The 16,326-nt window shown below is 68.3% G+C and carries 12 protein-coding genes and 3 pseudogenes; 7 read left to right on the top strand and 8 right to left on the bottom strand.

The window, feature by feature from the left end:
- Window positions 1–374: 374 nt before the first annotated feature.
- Entirely contained in the window at window positions 375–1,004 is a 630-nt protein-coding gene (locus tag ABZZ20_RS34330) for a class I SAM-dependent methyltransferase (protein WP_356876498.1), read from the bottom strand.
- A 355-nt stretch (window positions 1,005–1,359) separates the two neighbouring features.
- Here ABZZ20_RS34330 and ABZZ20_RS34325 point away from each other — a divergent pair, with 355 nt between their 5' ends.
- Window positions 1,360–2,058, top strand: coding sequence for a hypothetical protein (locus ABZZ20_RS34325; protein ID WP_356876496.1), 699 nt, complete (start codon window positions 1,360–1,362; stop codon window positions 2,056–2,058).
- Here ABZZ20_RS34325 and ABZZ20_RS34320 read toward each other — a convergent pair whose 3' ends face one another.
- On the bottom strand, window positions 2,059–2,955 hold the full coding sequence (locus ABZZ20_RS34320) for a hypothetical protein (protein ID WP_356876494.1): 897 nt from the start codon (window positions 2,953–2,955) through the stop codon (window positions 2,059–2,061). It lies immediately after the preceding gene.
- A gap of 148 nt (window positions 2,956–3,103) precedes the next feature.
- On the opposite strand from ABZZ20_RS34320, the gene ABZZ20_RS34315 reads away from it, so the two are divergent.
- Window positions 3,104–3,955 carry a sugar nucleotide-binding protein gene (locus ABZZ20_RS34315; protein ID WP_356876492.1) on the top strand — a complete coding sequence of 284 codons (852 nt, stop codon included), beginning with the start codon at window positions 3,104–3,106 and terminating at the stop codon, window positions 3,953–3,955.
- Between the two features lie 842 nt (window positions 3,956–4,797).
- Window positions 4,798–4,899: pseudogene (locus tag ABZZ20_RS34310) on the top strand (histone-like nucleoid-structuring protein Lsr2); the annotation flags it as partial.
- Window positions 4,900–5,175: 276 nt separating this feature from the next.
- On the opposite strand, the gene ABZZ20_RS34305 reads toward ABZZ20_RS34310, so the two are convergent.
- Entirely contained in the window at window positions 5,176–5,784 is a 609-nt protein-coding gene (locus ABZZ20_RS34305) for an RICIN domain-containing protein (protein ID WP_356876490.1), read from the bottom strand.
- Window positions 5,785–6,123: 339 nt separating this feature from the next.
- On the opposite strand from ABZZ20_RS34305, the gene ABZZ20_RS34300 reads away from it, so the two are divergent.
- Both ABZZ20_RS34300 and ABZZ20_RS34295 read left to right on the top strand, forming a co-directional pair.
- Window positions 6,124–8,901, top strand: coding sequence for an AAA family ATPase (locus ABZZ20_RS34300; RefSeq protein ID WP_356876488.1), 2,778 nt, complete (start codon window positions 6,124–6,126; stop codon window positions 8,899–8,901).
- Between the two features lie 90 nt (window positions 8,902–8,991).
- Window positions 8,992–9,771, top strand: a pseudogene (locus ABZZ20_RS34295) (transposase); the annotation flags it as partial.
- A gap of 322 nt (window positions 9,772–10,093) precedes the next feature.
- On the opposite strand, the gene ABZZ20_RS34290 reads toward ABZZ20_RS34295, so the two are convergent.
- The 4 genes from ABZZ20_RS34290 to ABZZ20_RS34275 form a co-directional block, all read right to left on the bottom strand.
- Window positions 10,094–10,627 (bottom strand): hypothetical protein, encoded by a 534-nt coding sequence (locus ABZZ20_RS34290; protein ID WP_356876486.1) that lies wholly within the window; start codon window positions 10,625–10,627, stop codon window positions 10,094–10,096.
- Between the two features lie 80 nt (window positions 10,628–10,707).
- On the bottom strand, window positions 10,708–11,949 hold the full coding sequence (locus ABZZ20_RS34285) for an IS701 family transposase (RefSeq protein WP_356876503.1): 1,242 nt from the start codon (window positions 11,947–11,949) through the stop codon (window positions 10,708–10,710).
- A 105-nt stretch (window positions 11,950–12,054) separates the two neighbouring features.
- Complete coding sequence (locus tag ABZZ20_RS34280) at window positions 12,055–12,498, bottom strand: hypothetical protein (protein WP_356876484.1); 444 nt, start codon at window positions 12,496–12,498, stop codon at window positions 12,055–12,057.
- Window positions 12,499–12,557: 59 nt separating this feature from the next.
- Entirely contained in the window at window positions 12,558–13,184 is a 627-nt protein-coding gene (locus ABZZ20_RS34275; protein WP_356876482.1) for a hypothetical protein, read from the bottom strand.
- Window positions 13,185–13,397: 213 nt separating this feature from the next.
- Here ABZZ20_RS34275 and ABZZ20_RS34270 point away from each other — a divergent pair.
- Both ABZZ20_RS34270 and ABZZ20_RS34265 read left to right on the top strand, forming a co-directional pair.
- Window positions 13,398–14,545: pseudogene (locus ABZZ20_RS34270) on the top strand (helicase associated domain-containing protein); the annotation flags it as partial.
- A 58-nt stretch (window positions 14,546–14,603) separates the two neighbouring features.
- Window positions 14,604–14,921, top strand: a complete 318-nt coding sequence (locus ABZZ20_RS34265) for a hypothetical protein (protein WP_356876480.1) — start codon at window positions 14,604–14,606, stop codon at window positions 14,919–14,921.
- Window positions 14,922–15,168: 247 nt separating this feature from the next.
- Here ABZZ20_RS34265 and ABZZ20_RS34260 read toward each other — a convergent pair whose 3' ends face one another.
- Complete coding sequence (locus ABZZ20_RS34260; protein ID WP_356876478.1) at window positions 15,169–16,197, bottom strand: aminoglycoside phosphotransferase family protein; 1,029 nt, start codon at window positions 16,195–16,197, stop codon at window positions 15,169–15,171.
- Window positions 16,198–16,326: the final 129 nt, after the last annotated feature.

Raw genomic sequence — 16,326 nt, 5'->3', positions numbered from 1 at the left:
TACTGGAACGGGCCGACTCCGTCGGCGGGACCTGGCGGGACAACAGTTATCCGGGTCGGCCGGGCCCTTCGGGCCCAGCTCTCCGCTTCGCTCCGAGCCATGGCCGGCCCTTCGGGCCGCAGTCCTGCGCTTCGCTTCGGACTGGCTCTGGTTCCGCTGCGCTCCACCAGAGCGGGCCTGCTGCGCAGGCCCCAGGGCTCCCGCGCCCCGCACGGGAGGTGACCCCGTTTCACGGGGTCCGGGCCTGCGGCCCGTTGGGCGGGTCCGCTCCGCTCCCCCACTCTGGGTCTTCCGGCTCCGCCTCCAGACCACGGCCCGCTCCGCGGACCGAGCCGGCAGCAGTAAAGAGGCCAGCCGTCGGGCCCTGTGTTCCTCTAGCCCAAGCGGGCCAGCAAGTGGGCATCGAGGAAGCCCCGTTCGGAGGCCGGATCGTGGAGCAGCCGGGCGAAGGGGACGAGCCCGGCTTCGGCCAGCAGGTCGGCGAAGCGGTCCGCCGGCCAGCTGTAGGCGGGGGTCACCTTGTGGTCGAAGCGGATCGGCTCCGGCTCTTCGGTCGCGAAGAAGGAGACCAGGAGCAGGCCTCCGGGCGCCAGGACGCGTACTTGCTCGGCGAGGAGTGTGGGCAGTTCACCGGGCGGAGTGTGGATCATCGAGTAGTGGGCCAGCACGCCGCCCAGAGCGCCGTCCTCGACCGGCAAAGCCTCCATCCGCGCCTCGTCGAACCACAACGCCGGATGGGCCCGCCGGGCATGGTCGACCATGCCCGGGGAAAGATCGAGCCCGAAGACGTCCAGGCCCAGATCGTGCAGCATGCCCGTCAGATGTCCAGGCCCGCATCCGACATCGGCCACCCGCAGGTTCCCCGTCTCACGCACCAGCTCGGCGAAGGTGCCAATCATGTTCCGCGCGAACGGCTGCGTCTCCAACCGATCAGCGAACATCGACGCATACAACTCGACGACCCCGTCATAGGCCGCCCTCGTCTGCTCCTGGTGGTCCGTCACGGAGAGGAAGCTAACACCGTCCACGGCCAGAGCCGTTCTCCGGCCCCATGCCGACTACACCAGTCAGGGGCGCAGCCAATCTGATTCAATCTGGATCAGAGCTAGACTCTGGAAAGATCATCCCGTACCAGATCCACTGACCGGCGACAGCACGTGTCTCGGATCAGCGAAACTGCGCACTGCTCAATCAACCTGCGTGCGTCCGCGCAGGTGGTCGCGGATCTGGCCGACGACTCCGGCGGCGGTCCACCTCGCCATGAAGCCCCAGACGGTGCGCCATGGCGTTCTGTGGAATCAACTATGTCGAGTGAGTGCTGGTGGGAGTGCTGTCAGTGGGATGGGCTTGGATGGAGCCGTGTCCTTCTATGAGCTCACTCGTCAGCTGCCGGAGATCTCGATCATTCGGGATCGCTCCCGCGCCATGGCTGTCCTCGACTCCATCATGAGCCCGGACTGGGAGTCCCGGTTCTACTCGTTCGACGCTCAGTGGTCGCCGGCCGAGGAGATGGCCTCCATGCGCGACGGGTGCGGCAATGACTACTCGATCGTCTTCTCGCCGGCGGGTGCGTACGCCCGCGGGTTCGATCACGAGTCACCGATGAGCCCGCATCGGGTCACGCCTCCGGTTCCGTGGCCAGGGCTCTTCGACGGAGTGCCAGCAGCGTTTCTCCACCACGTCTCGGAACCCGCGTTCAGCAGGCACGACGGCACACCACGGGCAACCGTGTGCTTCTGGCGTGAACAGGCTGACTCCGAGTGGAGGGCCGGGACCATAGACGCCCTGCCTGCGGGGATAACGGACGGCGGCAGCGCGGAGTGGCTGTTCGACGTCCTGCTGGATGGCCGTCCCGAGGCATATCAGCAGTTCGCCGAGGACTACTACGAGGTCGCGGTGGACATCGAGGCCGTCCGTCACGTCTATGCCCTGCGGCCTCTTACTCAGGGTGTGGTCTCTGCGTTGAACCCGGGCGTCGACCTCGATGACCTGGCCGAGAATTTGACGCAGATCGGGTATCCCGTCCCGGGACCAGCTTCTGGCCCCGGGGCCGCGTGATCACTGGGTGGGTCCGTGCCTCACCTCGACCACAGGCAGCAGGGTCGCCGTGGCTGGGACGCCGATCTGCCGTGGTGTCGGCCCAACCGGAGTCGGGATGTCGGTGAGTCGTTCGAGGAGTTGGTCGAGGGCGGCCTGACCGTCGTCGACGGCGGCGCGTTCGTCATCGGTGAGCGGAATGCTGGCCAGCATCTTCTGCAGGTTCTCCTTCGCCTCCAGCAATTGGCCCTTGCTGGAGTCCTTCGGCGTGTAGAAATCGCAGCGTGCGCAGGCCATCCGGTGCTGGCATTGCTCGAAGAACGTGTACGTGCAGTGCCCGTGTCCCAGGTCGTAGTACTGCCAAGGCTCACCCGCCGCAGCGGCCCCGGAGGTGACGGCGTCGCGGTCGACGAGGACTTCGATGGTGCGAACGTTGCGGGCGAAGTAGCCGGCGTCGTTATAGGCCCTGGCCAGGGTGTTCGGGGTGAGCTTCGCGTAGTGCGTGGTCGCCTCGGGAGTCCGGTGGCCGAGCCATTCCTGCAGCTCAAAGAGGGTCATGGGCTCCTTGGCGTGACTGGTGATGTTGCCGCGGACATCGGAGTTGGGGACGCCAGCCTTGCGGCAGAGCATCGGAATGATCGCCGTGTTGATGTAGTGCTTGGCAACCCGGCGGGCGCGGTGGGCGAACAAGAAGTCGACGTACTCGTTGGTCTTGCGGTCGAGCATCGGCGGCTGAGCGGGCCTGATGGCCTGCCATGCTTCGATGGCTTGGCCCAGGAGCTGATCGACGGGTTTCGTGAACGCGGTGCCGGTCTTGTGGGTCGGGACGTCCAGCAGGCAGACCGCATCGCGAGCGAGGACCTCGCCGGAATCGCCGGGGATCGGCAGGCCGTCGTGCTGCCAGCGGATGCAGCCCACCCGGAGGCGGGCGATCTCGTCGCTGCGTTGGCCGGCGAACAGCCAGGCCAGCGTGATGGCCCGGATCAGCTCGACCGGATAGGAGCGGCCGTCCGTGGTCGGCAGGTCGCCGGGCTCGACGTTCAGGCCCCCGGTCTACGGTGTCGCAATGACAGTTCTGATCGTTGGCGGCAGCGGCTTTCTTGGGACTGAGCTGGTCCGGCAGGCGAGAACAGCGGGGCAAACGACCGTCGCGACGTACGCGGCCAAGCCCGGCGCCGCCTCCCCAACCGCGTGGTGCCACCTTGACCTGCGGGACGCAGGAAGTCTGGACGCCGTCATGTCCGACGTGCGCCCCCAGCTCGTCCTCAACGCGTCAAGCGGATCGGCCGACTGGGCGACAACGGCAGAAGGCCCCATCCGGCTCGCGATGGTGGCGGCGAGGTACGGAATCCGCATGGTCCACGTGTCCAGTGACGCGGTGTTCTCCGGTGCGCGAGTCCACTACGACGAGTCGAGCCTCCCCGACCCCGTCACTCCCTACGGCGCGGCCAAGGCCGCGGCAGAGACCGGGGTCCTCGCCGTGCATCCGAAGGCCGTGGTCGCCCGGACATCGCTGATTATTGGTCACGGGCGTTCGGTGCACGAGAAGATGGTGCACGAACTCTCCGATGGCACTCGCGACGGCGTCCTGTTCACCGACGACATCCGCTGCCCCGTGCACGTCACCGACCTGGCCGCCTCCCTCCTGGAACTGGCGGCCGCCGACGCGGCCGGCGTCCACCACCTCGCAGGCCGCGATGCTGTGAACCGTCACGAGCTAGGCATCCTCATCGCCCAGCGGGACGCGCTCGATGCCTCCCGGCTGCCCTCCGGCCTTCGGGCCGACAGCGCGCTCCCCGGCGCTCTCGACGTGCGCCTCGACAGCCGGGCGACCCAGCAGGGTCTGCGCACCACACTTCGCGGCGCTCGGCAGTTCCTGTCTCGCACTGGCGAAACAGCCCAGCCTGTAGGCCCATGAAGGAGCGGCCAGGTCCAGAGGACCTGGCCGCTCCCCTGTTCACGTAGGCGCGGGAGAAGGCTGAATCTGCGGCATACGAACTGATCCCCGCGAGCTGAGGCAGATAAGAGGCCGCGCAGATAGGTGCGGTGGGGAGCCCCGTCGCGAAACAGGCACAGGCCGGGTCCTCACAGAGCTGCCACGCTCTGTGATCACCCGGGGTCTGCCTCGAACGGAGTGGCTGTACGCCTGGCCGAGAAGGTGCAGAGGATCCGGGGCTTGCTCAGATCGCCGGTGCAGCCATCGGGGAGCGAGTTACGGCGGAGATGAGAATTTCGCGGGGCACCCACCCTGCTGCGGCGAGGGCGCGACCCACGGGGTAGACATGGGCGCCCGTCGGGAGGCTTCCGCGGCGACCGCTGAGTACTACGTCGATGGAGCCCATCGTGCTGCGTGATTCCGTGGTTCTGCCCAATCGCCGCAGCGCCGTACACAGCGACGGAAGCGACCGAACCTCCCGTATGCCTCTCTGGTGTCGCATGGAGCGGGATCCTGCGTTCGCAGCCTGGGCTGGCCTCTCCGGATGCCCGCCCGGATCCGCGTGCACCTCCAGCGGGACTACACCAGGCACACACCCAGTCCCGTACGACTCACGACACGTGGCGCATCGCCGTGAACGAAGCCCGCGGACCCCGCTGGTTCACCTTCGACGGCACCCTGACCGATTCCTGACCAGAGTCCTCAGTGGACGGACAACGGTGCCCCAATGCCCCGACGGCCTACTTGTGGGGAAACCAGCGTCGCCCCTTCAGCACGCCGTACCAGCCTGCACCAGCTCCGGCCAGGCCCCCGTCAGCCTCGAGGCCATCCGGGAGTGGGCACGCGCCAACGGCTACCAGGCGCCCCTTCGGGGCCGCGTCCCCGCCGATATCCGCGAGGCGTGGGAGCGCGCGCATCCCCGGTAATGTCCGCCCACCAGCTTGCGCCGTGCGGCGTGGGCGGCCGAAAGGCCCGCGCCGCAGGAACAGACCACCAAGTAGCCACGGACCGCAGAGTCTCAACCGAAGCTGGGCCACACCGGCTCGCCGGCCTAAGGCCGGCCCCGCCGTACCCGGCGTCGGCGGAGAGCTGGCGATCACCTTCAGCCGCAGGATGGTGGACGTCTCCTCCCCGCCCGCCCCCTGGGCAACCCGCCTGGGCGGCCGGGCCAGTGCCCGACCGCCCCATGGGCACGTGCCGTGCTACAGGAACGTCCACCAGTGGTCGTCACCGAGGGATGCGCTGCAGGGATAGGCCCCGAGGCGGAGGTCGTTGGTCGGCCAGGCGAAGCCGTCCACGTCCAGGCACATCCGCTGGCCGGAGTAGTAGCTCTTGGCGCTGATGAGCTGGAAGGCGGTGCCGGCGTCATTCCAGACCGATTTCCAGAGCTGGTTGTCGGCCGTGGTGTTCTGGCAATAGTAGAGGCTTACCTTGTCGGCACTGGTGGGTGCGCCGAAGTTCGGGAAGTCGAGACACAGGCCGGGGCTCTTGACACTGCGGATCAGGAAGCCGTCGACACCGTTGACCAGGTCGAACATTTGGTTGTCGCCCGTGCCTGGCCGGCAGTCGTACTGGGTGACCGGCTGCAGGCCGGGAGCGCCGAAACCGGGGAGGTCGATGCACTTTCCCGTGGTGAGGTTCTTGATCGCGGTGTTGTACACCGACGCATGTGCCGGGGTGGTGGCCAGGATCGTGACAGCGATCACGGAGAAGGCCGACAGGAGGACCGCCAGAGCGCGCGAGCGGCCGATGCTGTGGGGCCGTCGCGGTGTCCCTGCCTTTTCCGTCCGGGTGCGGGGCGATGTCTTCATGCTTGTGTCACCTTTCAGTTTCCGGTTGGGCGTGACAGTGAGGCGAACCGCGCGGGCGCAGTGTGCGGTCTCGTTCGGTTCGTGGGTGCCGGTCTGGGGAAGTTCCCCGGGGCCACCTGGACCGTGGTGCCGGCCTCCCCCCGAACTCCGCGCCGCGGGGCGTCCCGGAACCAGTCGTTGCAGCCAGCCAGGGCCAGAACCTCGCCCGCGACTACGCCGGGCAGGGTGCGCTCGTCTCATGTCCCCACGGTGGCCCACGCAGGCAGCCCGGGGCATCCGTACTGCCACTGAACCGCAGTACGCAGCCGTCGTCTTGCGCGGCTGCGGGATACTGCCGGGATGGGAAGCAACTTCGTCGGTAGGGCGGCCGAGTTGGCGGTCCTTGCCCAGCGGATCGAGGCCGCGGAGCGGGGCTCTGGGTCTGTGGTACTGCTCACCGGACCGGCGGGCATCGGCAAGAGCACCCTTGCTGCCGAGGTGCTGTGCCGCCATGCCAGTCCCTCGCGTTTCACCGTCGTACGGGGCCATTGCCCCAGAGACGCGGTGGCCCCGCCGCTGTGGCCCTGGCAGCGTGCGTTGCGCCTGGCGGAAGCCGCGTCCGGGGTCCCCGGACGGCGAACCGCCGAACCGCCGGGGGTCGGCGCCGCGGAGGGGCAGCAGCCGTGGACTGCGAAGGTGCCGGCCGACGCGGCGGCGGCGCGGTTGCTGGAGCTGTCCCGGATGAGTGAGGCACTGGCCGCGGCGGCTGCCGAACGTGCGCTGGTCGTCCTGCTGGAGGATCTGCACTGGGCCGACGCCGCAAGCCTCGACCTGCTGCGGCAGCTGACCGGCCAGGTCGCCGAGTCCGGGCTGTTCGTCCTCGGCACCTTCCGGGAACCGGTGCCCGAGGAAGCCGCCGGAGCGCTCGCGGACCTGGGCAGATACGGGGCTGCCACACTGCGCCTGGCGCCCTTCACGCGGGAGGAAGTCGCCCAGTGTCTCGGCGAGGCGGACGCGTCGGAGTCGTACCGGCGGACGGGTGGGCTTCCCCTGCTCGTCACCGCCCTGCGCACGCACGCGAGCGACATCGGCACCATCGTCAGTGGCCTGCTGACCGGGCTCACCACCGAGCAGCGCGACGTCATACGGGCCGCGGCCGTGCTCGGCGAACAGCTGGACACCGCTCAGCTCGCCATGGTCCTGCCGCAACTGGGTGAGACCGCCGTCATGCAGGCGCTGGAAGCCGCCTGGCACGCCGGGGTCCTCACCACGGCAAGGACCACTGGTGCTGGACGCACCTACTATTTCGCCCACGATCTGGTACGCGACGAGGTTCTCTGCCGGACCACTCCTGCCACCGCCCGGGCACTGCATCAAGCCGCCGCCCAGGCACTGGAGCAGGCCGGGAACCCTGCCGATGCAGCCCGTATCGCAGCACACTGGCGACAGTCGGGCACGGAGCCCGACCACCGAGCAGCCGCCGCACACTGGTCCCGGATCGCCGCAGAACTGGCCCGCGAACGACATGCCTACGCGGATGCAGTCCGGCACCTGGCGGACGCCGCCGCCATACTCGATGCGGCGGACCCGCAGCGCGCCTCCGCACTCATCGAACTGGCCCGCGCCGAGTACCTGGCCGGGCGATACCACGCCAGCCTGCACCACTGCAACGAAGCATCCGAAGCGGCGAACGCCAGCAGCCGGCCGGCTCTGCTGGCCGAGGTCGCCCTGGTACTGCAGGGCGTCACGTTCCCCCATGCCTCACGGGCCATCACTCGGCTGTGCAGGGCGGCGTTGGCCGTCGAGGACCTGCCGGACGCGGTGCGCGCCCGGCTGCTCGCCCAACTCGCCACCGCATCGGCCGACCTCGACTTACCCGAGGAGGCAGCCGGGCACGCCCGCGCCGCCCTCAAGCTTGCCGAGGCCACCGGCGACCTCCTGGCTGAACTCGATGCCGCCCGGGCGGTGCAGATGACCCTGGCGCATCCCGACGACACCGCCGAACGCCTGCGCCTGGGCGAGCTGACCGTGTCCCGCGCTGAGCAACTCGGCTACCCGCTCGCCGCCGTTCTGGGCCACCAGTGGCGCATCCAGGCCGGATACCTGCTGGGCCGGCTCGACCTGGTCGATGACGCGATCCGCGGCATCGAGGCAGTCGTAGCCCGTTCTCCGCTGCCGCTGACCCGCTGGCATCTGCTGCGCGTGACTGCGGCCCGGGCAGCGCAGGAAGGACGGTTCGCCGAGGCCCGTCGCTGCAACGAGGAAGCCAGCGAACTCGCCCTGGCCAGCGGGGACCAGTCCGCGACCGCCTTGAGCTACGTTCTGCAGCAGCAGCTGGCCATGATGCGCGGCGACGCCACAGAACTGTCCGAGGAGATGTGGCGTGACCTCGACCGGGGGCCGAGGCACCCGCTGTTCCTGTCCATGCGAGCCCGGGCGTTGTTCCTGACCGGGCGAATGGACGAGGCGCGAGCTGCCTATGACCAGCTGCGCCCGCTGCTTCCCATCCCGATGACGAACCCACCTTGGCCTGCGGTGCTGCTGAACCTGGTGGATCTGATCGTCCTCGTCAGCGATACGGAGGCCGCGGGGCTCGTGTACGACCAGCTCGCGCTGTTCCAGCCGTACCCGGGAGCGCTCGGCACACCCACGGCATATTTCTCGGGCTCGGTCAGCCGCGAACTCGGGCGTCTCGCGCTGACCGCCGGCCGCCCGGCACAGGGCGAGGAACTGCTGCGCGAGGCGCTGATCCGCAACCGGGCCCTCGGCGCACGGCCGTACGTGGCGCTGACCTGCCTGGACCTTGCCGCCCTCCGTCGCGACAGGGGCGCCCTGGCGGAAGCGAACGCCCTCGCTGGGGAGGCACTGGACATCGCCGGCCAACTCGGCCTGCCCGGCCCCTCCGCCGCTGCCGAACGCCTCAGCGAGGAGATCGCTGCACGGCGATACGGCACCGACCAGCTCACCCCGCGCGAACGCCAGATCGCCGAGCTCGTGGCCCGGGCTCGTACGAACCGTCAGATCGCCGAGGACCTGGTCATCTCCGAACGCACGGTGGAGAGCCACGTTCGCAGCGTTCTCACCAAGCTCGGATGTGCTAACCGGACGGAAATGGCGGCGCGATGGGCCGGCCGCTGATCGCTGAACCGTTCCGACTTCTCTGCCGCTCCGTTGTGAGCCATCAGAGAGGATGGGTCTCGTGCCCAAGAGCGGCGACAGCGGCGGGACCGGGTGCTGAATGACGAGGCAGCGCTGCTAGAGCTGGTCAGGGACGTGCTCGTGCCGTCCCCGGACGTGATGTGGGCAGTGGACATAAACCACGGCGGGGCCGCACTGCTGATCGGCCTCCTGGTCAGCCACGACCAGCCGATGGTCTACCTCACCGGCCTGGCCGTGCACCGCGCCTCGGCCGCCTACCGCGGCCAGGGCAAGACCGACGCCAAAGACGCGTTCGTGATTGCGGATCAAGCCCGCATGCGTCGAGATCTGGGGTTCTGCGTCAGGTCGAGCAGCCGGTGGGCTTGCCTTCATCAGGTGCCGACTGGGCGCGCCACGGCAGTCGGATCCGCACCGCGCGGACCGGGAGGTGATCGCCCTGGTCCGGCGCTACACAGCAAAACGCCCACGCCAGGGCGCGGGCAGGACCTGCGAACCACGACAGCTGGGCGTAGGGACGGACTGCGGTTGGTGGTGGCCTGCCCGAAGGGCTTGAATGCCCTGGTAGTGAACTGGACGCAGGTGTACGACGCCTATGGCACGGCCGAGCAGATACCCCTGCTCTTGGCACGGGTGGAGCGTGAACGAAGCGCGGAGACCTGGGACGAGCTCTGGGGTCGGCTGTGCCACCAAGAGACCGTGTTTTCGGCCAGTTTCGCCGCCCTGCCGATCCTGGTGAAACTCGCCCGGCAGTGCCCTCCCGCCCTTGGACTGGCCGGGGCGATCATGCGGGGCGCGGTGCAGGACCACGGCGTTGACGCCCTGCTGGCTGGCTTTGTTCACGGGTTGTGAAGTCAGTTGTTCACGGGTTTGGGAGGCGCCCGGATCCACGGTCGGGTGATGTTCACGAGTTTTGAAGTCACCGGGGTGAAGTTTCCCCGTGATCCTGGATCACGGGGAAACTTCAGGTCCGCATGCCGGGGTCTGTTCGCGAAGCATGGCGATGAGGTCCTCGCGAGTCACGCTTTGACCCGGTGACAGGAAGGCCGCCAATCGGCTGTGGGTGACAAGTACCGTGCCTCTCTGGTGACAGTCAGGCTGCTTCGCCCCGGATGCTTGCGCAGCCTATTCGGTGCCGTCAGTGACAACTACCGAGCTTTGGCACAGTCGCTGCTCAAGGCCCGTAGACGAGATCCGTACCTCCACTGGCCTCAATCAGCCAGGACAGCGAACCGCTGCCGAAGGGCCAGCCGGTGGTGGCCACCTGCACCCATCCGCAGTCCGGCTCATCTGCTCCCGCGTCCCACCACCACCAGCTGCGATCGTCTCCCATCCCTTCCTCGGTCGGGTCGAAGTAGTAGAGCCAGTCCGACAGCGTCCACGGCCCCTGATCGACAGCCGCCCTTTGCTCCGGCGTCATCGCCCGCCACTGACGCAGCCACGCCTCGACGTCGAAGGGCTCGCCATGCTCCGGTTCCGGGGGCTCGGGCGCGCACCGCTGGATGAACCAGGTCGGCAGTAGCCGCGGCCAAAGCTCAAATGCGGGCCAGTCAGCTATCTGCGCGATCACGTGCGTCAGGACCGCTCGCGCATTGGCTATGACCTGGGTCGGATCCTCGGCAGCGAACCGGACGCGCACGAGAAACGGACGTGACTGGTCGTCCTCGCCCCCAGGGCCGGATCGAAGGCGCTGCAGCTCGCCGGTCATGATTCCCACGGTGAGGAAGTATGCACCGGCACCGGTCTCGCGACATCTCGATATCGCCGCCACTCAGGGGACACGAACCTCTACGGCTGGACAGTTGCTTGCCGTTGGTAGTGGGAGGCACGGGCGCGGGCTTGATGTCGGCGTCGCCAGAGTGACCAGCGCAGGCGGTGTGCAAGGTCGTGGACTGGGCTGATCAGTGCCGCGAACAGGTGCTGGATCTCGTTGCCGGTGAAGGGGATCAGGCCGTCGGGGGCGGGTCGGTCGCGGCGTTCGGTGGCTGCGGTGACGGCAAGGAAGGCGTTGGCGAGCATCGCGAGGGTGACCCAGCGATGCCAGGAGGTCCAGCGACGAACCTGGTGCTCGTCCAGACCGGCGAGACCCTTGCCAGCTTGGAACGTCTCCTCGATCGTCCAGCGCCGGCCGGCCACCCGCACCAGCTCGGATATCGGCACCGGGCGGAATGAGAAGCAGCGGTAGAAGGCGAGTTCGCCGGTGCGACGGTTGCGGCGGACCAGCAAGCCCCACTGGCCGAGCCGACCGGTGGGGCCGTGGATATCGATCTGTGCCCAGTCGTAATACCGCTCGCCCTTCGCGCCCGCTCCGCCCGACATCCTCTGCCAGGCTCGCTTCGGGATCCGCGCGGCCAGGGTCTTCGCCTGGAACTTCCCTGCGCGCGTGATGACGGGGTGGGTGCTGGAGACGGCCAGGACGTAACCGGTCCGGCGGTGTTCCAGGGCGCTCCGCAGGTGCGGGTTGTCGCCGTAGACCTCGTCTCCCGCGACCCAGCGCGCTGGTGTTCCCGCGTCCAGGGCCCGCTCGACCATGCGGGCAGCGAGTTGGGGCTTGGTGGCGAAGGACAGATCGTCGGGTATGCCCGCGCTCCGGCAGCGGTCCGGGTCCTCGGCCCATGAGCGCGGCACGTAAAGGGCCCGGTCGATGGCAGCGTGTCCGTGGGCGGCGGAGTACACGAGATAGACGGCGACCTGGGCGTTCTCGATGCGGCCGGCTGTACCGGTGTACTGGCGCTGGACGCCGACCGTCGCCGTGCCCTTCTTCAGGTCGCCCGTCTCGTCGACCACGAGCACCGCCTGAGTGTCGTGGAGGTGCTCGACCACGTAGGCGCGTATGTCGTCCCGGATCGCGTCGGCGTCCCATTTCGCGCGGTGGAGCAGGTGCTGCATGCCGTCCGGGGTGGCGTCGCCCGCGTGCTCGGCCAGGGTCCAGCAGTTCTTGCGCGGCAGGTCCGACAGCAGCCCGGAGACCAACCGCCGGACCCGGCGGCGGGGTTCAACCCGGGTGAACCTGCCCGCGATCCGGCCCATCAGACCCTCGAAGGCTTCCTGCCAGCGGGCAGGCACTACGCTGGCGTCCGAGGCCGCCGCGTGATCAATGGTTGTCCACACAACACCTAATGATCAACGGCGGCTTCACCTGCTTGGACGCCAGCGGAACCAGTAGTCCAGACCCTCGACCCGGTAGCGGGCCCCGGCATCGAACCGCAGTTCACCCACGAGGTGCCTCGCGTCGTCCGGCGCCTGCCGGTACGGCGCCAGCAGCAGGGCCAACTCGTCGTAGCGGGCGTCGATCCCACCCTGGCCAGGATGGGTCTCCGGCCCCACCGTCCCCGCCTCATGGAGCTCGTTCCATCTGGCGAAGATCGCCCACTGTTCGCGCTCCAGCTCCACCGCCGCATTGCTCGCCGGCCAGACGCTGTACTCGTCCGCCTCGCCCCAGTCGTAGCCCTGGAAATAGTGGGGCCGGCCGTCGACGTCAGCAAGGCCGGCGCGCGGCCCGCTGTACCACTCCAGCTCGACGTACACACGCTCGAATCCGTCTGCGATCAGATGCACTTCGTCCCAGGTCTTGGCCACACGCGCAGGCTACCGATGAGCGACCCTGACATCCATGATCACGATCTACGACTGGAGTACTAGGCCGTCTCTTTTGGATCTTGTCGGACCGTGAGGGCCCAGGCCTCTCGAATTTCGGGAGGCACGCGCAGGCCTGTACTTTCCCAGGCAAGGCCGTTGTTGACGGCCCATGTCTTGATCTGGTGGTAGTCGGGTTCCCGCCCAGTGGTCATGGCGGGGGTGCCACGGACGGCATAGGCGGGGAGGCGGTCTTCGCTCAAAGCAGCACGGGGCAGAGAGAGGCCGAACCGCTGCTCAAGGAGGCCGAGGATGATTCGATGCGAGCCTACGTAGGGCTCGTTGTCAGGGGGGTAGATCTTGCTTCCGTCAGGGCGCAGCACTTGCTCAGCAACGAGTGCAGGCAGAAGCAGGTCTGGCTCCGCACCCCAGCGACGGTGCTCCTCATCGATCCCAAATCCGCAGGTCAGTACGCCATCCTTGGCGTAGTGAAACCTGGCGGGCGGACGCGCCCACATGGGGATGTAATGCACCGCCTCGCCGCTGACAGAGGAGATCGCCTCCAGACGGTCCCCACCAGTGGAGTCGCCGTACTCGACTGCGAAGGCCCAATCCCCATCCCGACCGACACGCACGACCCCGTCGCCCGGGACGCCATAACTGCGGCCACGCATGCCCAGTTGCTCCACCTCACTGTCGGATATGGGCTCCGTCGCTGCCCCCGGAGCTCCACCCATACACACGGCCAGATCGACAGCGGATATCCCACGTGCGAAGACCACTCCATAGACATCCCGATCCCAACCTGCCAGCCACTTGATCCCATCAGCCATATCGGTTCCTCCGGTCCCATCGTCAAGATCCCCTCGCGACGAAGCTAGCCGAACCCACCGACAGTCCTCCGCGCCCTCACCAGCGGCCAGCGCAAGGTCCATGTCCGGCGCGACGAGGACGGACGAATCGTCGGAGCCGGCGGCGAAGGAGAGGGCCAGGAGGACGACACCGCCACCGCCGCGGAGTCCGCGCTGCTGTACTTCTCCAGCGCCCCCGCAACGCCGCCACCATCGCTTGCCGCGTTCCTGCGCACCCGCGTCTACCGGCCCGAGTCCCTGGTCTGGCTGGAGGGATACCAGGCCCTCGTCCGGTAGCGGGCCGAGAACGAAATCACCGGCTGCACGCCGTCCCCTACGACACCGAGACCGAGGTCGGGTCACCAAAGCGTTCCCCCTCGGCCGGTGGGTGCACCAGCAGCGCAAGGCGCTGCGCACCGGGGAACTCGAAGACCGGCGCAAAACGCTGCTGGCCGCGCCGGAGGCCGGGATGGTGTGGGAGCCCGGCGAAGAAGCCTGGGAGGCCAAGCTCGCCGTCCTCCGGTCCTACCGGCGGGGCCACCGGCCATCTCGCGCCCCGGCAGGACGCGGTGTGGGGCGAGGACGACGAGATGGTGCCCATCGGCCAGTACATGGCCAACCTCCGACGCAAAGGCACCAAGAACGGCCTCGGGAAGAACGAGGACACCGCGGCAACCCGGGCCGCGCAGCTCGCCGCCATCGACAAGGACTGGAACTGCCCCTGGCCACTCGACTGGCAGCGCCACCACCGCGTCCTGGCCGACCTGGTCGACGCCGACGGCCAGCTGCCCGACATCGCCCCCGGCGTACTCATGGACGGCGACGACATCGGCAAGTGGCTCCAGCAACAGAGGCAGCCGGCCACCTGGGCGCGGCTCCTGACACGGCTGACCGCACTGGGCGTGGAACCCGCCCAGGCGCCGCCTCCGGCCCCGGCGGCCAGCCGTACGGCGAAGGGGCCGAGCAAGGCGCAGCAGGCCTTCCAGCGAGGCCTTGCAGCCCTCACACAATGGGTCGAGCGGGGAGGCGCCCACCGACCCGTCCCACGCGCCCACAGCGAAGAGATCGCGGTCCAGGGCGAGACGGAGCCGGTGATCGTGAAACTGGGCGTGTGGGTCTCCAACACCCGTGCGAGGAGGGACAGGCTCACCGCCGACCAGCTCGCCGCCATCGCGCACCTGGGCGTGGACTGGGCGTGAGAGCCAAGGGACGCGAAACTGGGTGGGGCGGGCGGCGCCCCCTTGAGAGGATCCCGGCATGATCACACCCACCGCAGAAGAGCTCCTTGCATCAGTTGGGGGGTTGTCGCCCGAGCAGGCGCAGCAGGTCGCTGACCACATCGATGAATGCCGAGACCTGCTGATGGCAGGGACCGATATGGACACCATCCAGCAGCATCTGAAGGATCAAGACGTCCCCATCATCCGGGCCATCCTGATCACCACCAGACTCATCGGCGATCACCCCAGTAGGCTGCGGGCCGCACGCGAGATCGTTGAATGCAGCCCCGCCCGCACACCCAACACCGCACTCAGCAGACCTGACGCCTCCCGGATCACCGCACCTTCACCCTGAGCCCCCACGTCGAGCACCTCCCGGACGGGACCCAGCACCGCACAGGCGTGTGGATCGTCAACCAGAAACAACGCCGCGACCGACTCAACGCCGACCAGCTCCAGGCGCTCGCCGCCCTCGGCGTGGACTGGGCATCCTGAGCGGACGGGTCGGACACCGCAGTCCGCCGCCAGGGTGCCACTCAGGCTGAGCGTGAGACGGGTCGGTTGTCTGTGACTCGCCGACGACTTGGGGTGGCAGCCGACCTCTATGGCCGCTTTGTCGGGACTGGCTGAAGTGCGGGCCAGCGAGCGAGCATTCGTTGACGTATGCCGGCGGTGAGGCTACTCACGCCGCTAAGAGAGGTGTGGTCGGCGGTCATCTGGCTGACGACACCGAGCCGGTGGACCAGCCGTTGCCGGGCTGTCGCCGTGCCCCACTTCCAGTCCTGGTTCGGAATCCGGGCCAGGTGGTCCTTGCTTTCGCGGCGTGCCCGCTCGACGAGCGCGTCGCCGCGGAGCAGCCAGCCGGCGCACGCGTCGGCGAGGCCGTCTTGGGTCTCGGAACCGGTCGCGGTGCGCCACGCGGTGCGGTATGCGCGTTCCGCCCGTTCCAGCAGCGGCGCCGACGCCGAAGTGACACACCAGCAGGTCGGGAAACCGATGCGCAGGTAGGCCAGCTCCATCAAGCCACTGCCCAGTGACGCCTGCTCGAAGTCGATGAATCTGATTCCCGTGGCGGTGTGGAGGTCGTTTCCAGGACAGGGATCCCCGTGGAGAAGGGCATGGCCGGATACCTGTTCGAGCCGGTTCACGAGGTCATCGAGTTCGTCGGAAACGCCAGGCATGACAGGAACCTGGAGAGCCACGGCCAGCTTGAGGAAGGAGTCGATGTCGGCCTGGTTCGGGCCCTGCCATCGGGGAAGTGCCCCAACGTCCTCCGGACGGGCCGTGGCATGCAGCCGTGCCAACGCGGCTGCGTAGTCGACGATCCAGTCACTGGACGGGCGCCGGTGATTCAGATGCTCCAGCACCAGCACTCGCTCGCCTGGATCCGTGGCCAGCAGCGCGGGCACCACGGGCGTTTCCGCTCGGGCGGCGAGTCGCAGGGCGGCCACCTCGCGGGCGTATCGCTCGTCGGCATCGGGGCCGTTGACGATCTGCTTCACCACCGCCGATGTCTCTGGCAACTCGACCCGCCACACACGCGAGCGCGGGCTACTGCTCAGTCTGCGAGAGCGCCTGGGTGATCCCAGCTCGGCCCGTAACTCGTCCCCGAACGTCAGTCGCGACCACATGGGCTCATCTTTCCACGCGGCCGACCGACACTTTCTTCGGAGTGAGCCTTTTCCAACCTCCTGGTCGGGTCGGTGGGCGGCGTGCACGCAGACATGCCGGCGGCCCAGGTGCTGGGCTGGTCCGAGGAG

This window comes from Streptomyces sp. NPDC006430 (assembly GCF_040612395.1).
Lineage (GTDB): Bacteria > Actinomycetota > Actinomycetes > Streptomycetales > Streptomycetaceae > Streptomyces.
This window is presented reverse-complemented; position numbering and strand designations above follow the sequence as displayed.